This window comes from Clostridia bacterium, from assembly GCA_017438525.1.
In the GTDB taxonomy this organism is placed as follows: Bacteria; Bacillota; Clostridia; order Oscillospirales; family RGIG8002; genus RGIG8002.
In genome coordinates this window covers 1-6,188 of the sequence record JAFRVI010000035.1, presented here as the reverse complement: position 1 = coordinate 6,188, position 6,188 = coordinate 1, and the positions used below count along the sequence as shown (strand labels likewise).

The following is a 6,188-nucleotide window of genomic DNA, read 5'->3' as shown; positions in this document are numbered from 1 at the left end:
CGCCTCACAATCGTGAGGCGGTTTTTTTACATATTGTTTCAGCGTGAATGCGTGGGCGGTCAGGACCGCCCCTACGGGATGCGCTCACTAAAAGCGAGGGATTTTCGGATGATTTGCGGCGCGGAAGGAGGAAGGCAGGGCTGTCTGCCCGCCGACGACGACAAGCCGCAAAGGGCCGAAAATACACGCTTTACACTATCGGCTCAAAATCGGCGGCGCCATGCTTGCACAGCGGGCAGATGAAATCCTCCGGCAGCTCGTCGCCTTCGTAGACGTAGCCGCAGATCTTGCAGACGAAGCCCTTTTTGCCCTCCGTCTGCGGCTTCGGCTTGACCTTGTCCTGATAGTAGGTGTAGGTCATGGTCTCCTTGTCGGAGATGACGCGCGCCTCGGTTATCGAGCAGATGAACATCCCGTGAGTGCCGAGGTCGACGTACTGCTCGACTTTGAGCGACATAAAGGAGTTGATGTACTTCGGCAGGAAGGCGAGCCCGTTATCCGAGCGGAGCGGCTCGCAGTCCGCGAACTTGTCGACGTTTCTGCCGCTGCGGAAGCCGAAGTCCTCGAAGACCTTGAACGGCGCCTCGACCGAGAGGCAGTTGACGTTCATAATACCGGTCTGCTTGATTATGTGGTGGGAATAGTTCTCTTTGTTGATCGTCACGGCGACGCGGTTGGGGGTGTTGGTGACCTGCGTGACGGTGTTGACGATGAGGCCGTTATCCTTTTTGCCGTCGTTTGAGGTCACGACGTAGAGCCCGTAGCCGATCTTGAAGAGCGCGGTAAGATCGTTCTTGTTCGCGGTCTCGTCGCGCTGCGCGAGGTAGTCGCGGCAGAGCTCCTGCGCGAGCGATTCAATCTGTTCCTTGCTCGTTTCGTTCAGCGCGGAGGTGATGTGCACGGTCGTTTCGGTGAAGGAGATATCCTTGCAGCCCTCGAGCATCGCGCGCATCGTCTTCGCGGCGAGCGGCGCCCAGCTGCCGTTTTCGATAAGCGCGACCGTTCTGTTGCGGAAGTTGCGCTCGGTCAGGTGGTGGATAAACTCCTTCATAAACGGGAATATATCGGCGTTGTAGGTAGTCGTCGCGAGGACGATGCGGCCGTAGCGGAAGGCGTCTTCGACCGCTTCCGCCATATCGCCGCGCGCGAGGTCGTGGACGGCGACCTTCGGGCAGCCCTTCGCCTTCAGCTTCTCGACGAGAAGCTCCACCGCCTGCTTAGTGTGGCCGTAGACGGAGGTGTAGGCGACGACGATGCCGTCGCTCTCCACGCCGTAGGACGACCAGACGTCGTAGAGGCCGAGATAGTAGCCGAGGTTTTCGGTCAGCATCGGACCGTGAAGCGGGCAGATGACGCGAATGTCAAGCGCGGCGGCCTTTTTCAGCACCGCCTGCACCTGCGCGCCGTACTTGCCGACGATGCCGAAGTAGTAGCGCCTCGCCTCGCACGCCCAGTCCTCGTCCGCGTCCAGCGCGCCGAACTTGCCGAAGCCGTCGGCGGAGAAAAGGACTTTGTCCGCGCTGTCGTAGGTCATGATGACCTCCGGCCAGTGGACCATCGGCGCGGTTATGAAGCTCAGCGTGTGCTTTCCGAGCGAGAGCGTGTCGCCTTCTCCGACTACTACGCGGCGGTCCGCGAAGTCGGCGCCGAAGAAGTTATTCATCATATTGAACGCCTTGGCGGAGGAAACTATGACCGCATCGGGATAGTTCTTCATAAAGTTCGCGACGTTCGCGGAATGGTCCGGCTCCATGTGCTGAACGACGAGGTAGTCGGGCTTGCGGCCGGCGAGCGCCTCGGCGAGGTTATCGAGCCATTCGTGAGTGAAGTTTTTGTCGACCGTGTCCATAACGGCGGTCTTTTCGTCGATAATGACGTAGGAGTTGTACGCCATGCCTTCCGGCACGGCGTACTGCCCCTCGAAGAGGTCGATCTTGCGGTCGTTTACGCCCACGTAGATTATATCGTCGGTAATCTTTTTCATTACGTTCCTCCGTTAGTTTTTCAAGCTGTGCAGCGGCGCGGGAATGCGTCCGCCTCTGGCGATGAAGGCGCGGGGGGAATACCCGTTTACCTTCATTATCGGACCGCCGCCGAGCAGTCCGCCGAAGGAAAGCTCCTCGCCCGCCTTCTTCCCTATCGCGGGGATCACGCGGACGGCGGTCGTCTTCGTATTGACCATGCCGATGGCGGCTTCGTCCGCGATTATCGCGGAGATGACCTCCGGCGGCGTATCGCCGGGAACGTTTATCATATCGAGGCCGACGGAGCAGACGGCGGTCATCGCCTCGAGTTTCTCGATAGAGAGCGCGCCCGCCTTGACGGCGGCGACCATGCCCTCGTCCTCCGTGACGGGAATGAACGCGCCGGAAAGCCCGCCGACGTGAGATGACGCCATAACGCCTCCCTTTTTGACCGCGTCGTTGAGCAGCGCGAGCGCGGCGGTCGTGCCGCAGGCGCCGCACGCCTCCAGGCCCATCTCTTCAAGAATGCGCGCGACCGAGTCGCCCACCGCGGGAGTCGGCGCGAGCGAAAGGTCGACTATGCCGAACGGCACGCAGAGCTCGTCCGAAACGCGCTTCGCGACCAGCTGGCCCATGCGGGTTATCTTGAACGCGGTGCGCTTTATCAGCTCCGCGACTCCGGCGAGGTCCATACCGGGATCCGCTTCCGCTATCGCGGCGCGGACGACGCCGGGGCCGGAAACGCCGACGTTTATCACGCAGTCCGGCTCGCCGGGCCCGTGGAACGCTCCCGCCATAAAGGGATTATCCTCGGGCGCGTTGCAGAATACGACGAGCTTCGCGCAGCCGATGCAGTCGCGGTCGGCGGTCGCCTCGGCGGTCTGCTTTACGACCCTGCCCATCATCGCGACGGCGTCCATGTTTATGCCGGATTTCGACGAGCCGACGTTGACGGAGGAGCAGACGAGGTCGGTCTCCGCGAGCGCGCGCGGGATGCTCTCGATCAGCGCGTAGTCGCCGGCGGAGAAGCCCTTGTGCACAAGCGCGGAATAGCCGCCGATGAAGTTGACTCCGCAGTCCTTCGCCGCCGCGTCGAGCGCCTTGGCGAACTTCACGGGGTCGGAGCTCTGGCACGCCGCAGCGAGCATCGCTATCGGAGTTACCGAAATGCGCTTGTTGATGATCGGAATGCCGAGCTCCTTCTGCAGTTTCTCGCAGGTGGGAACGAGCTCTCCGGCATAGCGCACGATCTTGGCGCGGATCTTATCGCACGCCTTGTCGATATCCGGATCCGCGCAGTCGAGCAGCGATATCCCCATCGTCACGGTGCGGATATCGAGGTGCTCGTCGCGTATCATTCGTATCGTTTCGAGTATATCGTGAGTGTTGAGCATAATGACTCCTCAGATCCTGTGCATGGAATCGAATATGTCGCTGTGCATTACCTGCACCGCCATACCCGTCTCGTCGCCGACCGCCTTCATCTTGTCGGCGAACTCACCGAAATCGACCGTCAGCCCGGAAATGTCGCAGAGCATTATCATACAGAACATTTCCTGCAACACCGTCTGCGAGACCTCGCTGATGTTCACGCCGTACTTCGCGCATTCGCCCGCGACGCGCGCGAGGATGCCGACGGCGTCCTTGCCCACTACCGTTAAAACAGCTCTCATAAATACCGTCCTTTCGGGGATAGTTTTTTACAAAATAACTTTACCATAAATATGGTGAAATGTAAATACCTTCTTGACAACCCTTGACCGTTTTTGATAAAATTACAAGTATAAAGAAACGCTTCCGGGAGGGCGAAATATGAAGTCTAACGGCTATCTGAAATACGTCAACACGCGTATGGGCTCGCGCAACGAGCCGCGCTTTTCAAACGGCAACACGCTGCCCTTCGCGCAGCGCCCCTTCGGTATGACGGGCTACGTGCTCCAAACCGGCTCGCTGATAAGACGCTGCGAGTTCTTCTACGACCCCGACGCGTACGCCTTCGAGGGCTTCCGCCTCTCGCACCAGCCGAGCCCCTGGATCGGCGACCACGCCGCGCTGCTCATCCAGCCGCAGGCGGGACAGAGCCGCCATTCCGAATACGATCACTGGGCGGGCTTCGACAAGCGCAAGGCGACACTCGATCCCGACTATATCTCGCTTTACGTCGCGCGCTGGCGCATAAACGCCGAGCTGACGCCGACGGAGCGCGGCTGCGTTATGCGCTTCCGCTTCGACCACCCCGACAAGCAGCCGAAGCTCGCATTCTTCTGCACGCGCAGCGAAGCGTCATTCACCATCGACCCCGAGAAGCGCCGCATCTACGGCTGGACGAACGACTGCCCGAACTGGCAGGTCTTCGACGAAAGCCGCAGCTATAAAGAATACTTCGTCGCGGAGCTCGACTGCGATATCGACGCCGAAAACTGCGACCGCTTCGACCCCGCCGCGAAGGACGGCGAAGGCGACTACGTCAAGACGCTTCACAGCGAAGGCGAACGCTGCAACCTCTTCGCCGCGCTGAAATCGCGCGACGTGCGCCTGCGCATGGGAATATCCTTCATCAGTCTCGAGCAGGCGGAGCTGAATATGGAGCGCGAGACCTCCTTCGACTTCGACGCCGTGCGCGCCGAGGCGAACGATGCGTGGGAAAAGAAGCTCTCCTCCATCGAAGCCGAGTGCGCGACCGAGGAGGAGATGAAGACCTTCTATTCCTGCCTCTACCGCGTTATGTGCTATCCGCACAAGTGCTACGAGATCGACGCGGACGGGAACGAGGTGCATTACTGCCCGTTTGACGCTACGGTCAGACCCGGCAAGCGCTACACCGACAGCGGCTTCTGGGACACCTTCCGCACCGTCTTCCCGCTGCTTTCGATAATACTTCCCGACGACTACGCCGAGATAGTCGAGGGCTTCGTGACCGACTACGTCGACCACGGCTGGCTCCCACGCTGGACCGCGATGGGCGAATCCGGCGCGATGCCCAGCACGATGATCGACTCCGTCATCGCCGACGGCGCCGTCAAAGGCATTCTCAAGGGCAAGCTGCTCGAGACCGCCTTCGAGGGTATGCTGAAAAACGCCTCCGTCGTTTCGCCCGACAGGCACTTCGGCAGGAACGCGATCGGCGAATACATGCGGTACGGCTACGTGCCGCACGGCGCGGAATACGACGTCGTCAACCTCACGCTCGACTTCGCCTACTGCGACTTCTGCGTCGCGCAGGTCGCGCACATACTCGGCAAATACGATATCGAAAAGGAATACCGCGAGCGCGCGAACAACTACAAAAACATCTTCGATCCCGGCACGGGGCTGATGCGCTGCAAAAAGACCGACGGCGAATTCACCGAGGATTTCAATCAGCACCGGTGGTTCTACGGTTATACAGAGGGCACGAGCTGGCAGAACTCCTTCTTCGTCCCGCACGATACCGACGGTTTCGCGGCGCTTCACGGCGGAAAGGACGCGCTGATAAAGAAGATGGACGAGCTTTTCGCGATGCCCCCGATCTATGACGATCCCGGCTACGAAACGCACGAAATGAGCGAACTGAGCGTTTCCGATCTCGGCCAGTGCGCGATCTCCAACCAGCCGAGCCATCACATCCCCTTCATCTTCGCCGCCTGCGGCGCGCCGGAGAAGACGGCGTACTGGGTGGGAAAGATCTGCGACGAATACTTCGACAGCGGCGTCGAGGGCTACCCCGGCGACGAGGATAACGGCAGTATGTCGAGCTGGTATATCTTCGGAATGATGGGCTTCTACCCCTACTGCCCCGGCAAGCCGGAATACGTCCGTTTCGGCAGCAAGCTCAAAAGCTTGAAGATAAACGGCAAGCCCTACGACGACAAGGCGCACGGCCCGACCGTGTCGCACTTCGATCTGTAAGTAAACAACAAAAATGCGGAACGGGCGCAAAGCTCATCCCGCATAATACGCGGATATGGCGGAACTGGCAGACGCGACGGATTTAGGATCCGTTACCGAAAGGCGTGCAGGTTCGATCCCTGTTATCCGCACCAAAAAGTACAAATCCGAACCCAAGGCCGGTTGGCGAAGGGTTCGGATTTGTCGTTTATTTCGACTACCTTCCCGTTGGAGTTGCTGTTAAACGTAATTGAATACAGCCGCATGGACAAGGCAGATCCATAGTGTATTTCTCTTTACAACCCCGATATGTAAAGTCACCGCCGCAACGGATGACTTCGCACCAAGTGTATATTT

Annotated in this window: 4 protein-coding genes and 1 tRNA gene; 2 read left to right on the top strand and 3 right to left on the bottom strand. The window is 59.5% G+C overall.

All coding sequences use genetic code 11. The features are described 5' to 3' along the window. Positions 1–190 precede the first annotated feature (190 nt). From IJL83_03680 to IJL83_03670, 3 genes are read right to left on the bottom strand one after another with little or no spacing between them, the layout of a single operon-like run. The gene (locus IJL83_03680) at positions 191–1,984 is read right to left on the bottom strand and encodes a flavin reductase (GenBank protein MBQ6552698.1); all 1,794 of its coding nucleotides are present in this window, start codon (positions 1,982–1,984) and stop codon (positions 191–193) included. A gap of 12 nt (positions 1,985–1,996) precedes the next feature. After that, positions 1,997–3,358 carry a PFL family protein gene (locus IJL83_03675; GenBank protein MBQ6552697.1) on the bottom strand — a complete coding sequence of 454 codons (1,362 nt, stop codon included), beginning with the start codon at positions 3,356–3,358 and terminating at the stop codon, positions 1,997–1,999. A gap of 9 nt (positions 3,359–3,367) precedes the next feature. Further along, entirely contained in the window at positions 3,368–3,637 is a 270-nt protein-coding gene (locus IJL83_03670; protein ID MBQ6552696.1) for an ACT domain-containing protein, read from the bottom strand. A gap of 139 nt (positions 3,638–3,776) precedes the next feature. Between IJL83_03670 and IJL83_03665 the strand changes: the two genes are divergently transcribed. Together IJL83_03665 and IJL83_03660 are read left to right on the top strand one after the other, a co-directional pair. Continuing rightward, the gene (locus IJL83_03665; GenBank protein MBQ6552695.1) at positions 3,777–5,852 is read left to right on the top strand and encodes a GH92 family glycosyl hydrolase; all 2,076 of its coding nucleotides are present in this window, start codon (positions 3,777–3,779) and stop codon (positions 5,850–5,852) included. 49 nt (positions 5,853–5,901) lie between these two features. After that, positions 5,902–5,986 (top strand) — tRNA-Leu (locus IJL83_03660). Positions 5,987–6,188: the final 202 nt, after the last annotated feature.